This is a genomic window from Alcanivorax sp. HI0083 (assembly GCF_001635175.1).
On sequence record NZ_LWFX01001615.1, the window covers coordinates 1 to 855 of the forward strand.

At 64.1% G+C, this 855-nt stretch carries 1 pseudogene; it reads left to right on the plus strand.

The window, feature by feature from the left end:
- Positions 1 to 855: pseudogene (locus tag A3754_RS28215) on the plus strand (ribonuclease E); the annotation flags it as partial.

The window sequence follows — 855 nt, forward strand, 5'->3', positions numbered from 1 at the left end:
AGGCAAATGACAGCGGCAAACCGCGTAACAACCGCAAGCCGGACAATGCTGCTGACAGCGCCGACAGCAAAGGCAACGACAAGGGCCCGAAAGCCCCCCGCCGCACCGATGCCAAAGACGATCGTCCGCTACGCGAACGCCAGCGTCCTGGCAAAGGGGAAAACAATAGCGACGGCAAGAATGCGGTAACTCAAGCCTCTGCGGACAAACCGCAGCGCAACAAGACACCCAAACCGGCCCGTCCACGCAACGAACAGCCCGCGCCCGTGGATGACGAAGGTCACCCGCCCGCCAAGCTGGTCCCTGCTCAGGAGCCGTCTGCGCAAGCGAAGACCGACGATCAGGCTAAAAAAGAAGTGGCCAAGGCTGCTCAGACAAACGAGCAACCACCGACGGCCAGCAAGCCGCAAGCCGCAGCTGAACCGAAGCAGGAACCAACCGCTGCACCGGCTCAGCCGCAGCAACCTGCTGCTGAGCAACAACCGGCCGCCCAGGCCCCGGCCGAGCAAAACACCGCCGCGCCGAAAGCCGAGGACGACAAACCGGCCAGCGCTCAGCAGACAACCAGTGACACTGCTGCCGCTACTCCTGCGCAGGAAAAGCCGGTTGCCGAAAGCCAGCCGCAGCAGCCCAAGGCTGATGCGCCGAAAACCGCTGATGCCGAGAACGTAGCGCAACCCGCTCCTCAAGCGGAAGCCGCCAAAGACGCTCCGGCAGCTCAGCCAGAAGCGGCCAAACCGGCTGAGGCGCCAGCGCCGACCAAACCGGTAGAGGAAAAGCAGGCAGAGAAAGCGCTAGAGGCCGAAGCCCCCAAAGCCGAAGCCCCCGCCGCTGAGCCAGCAGCTCAAAACCGGG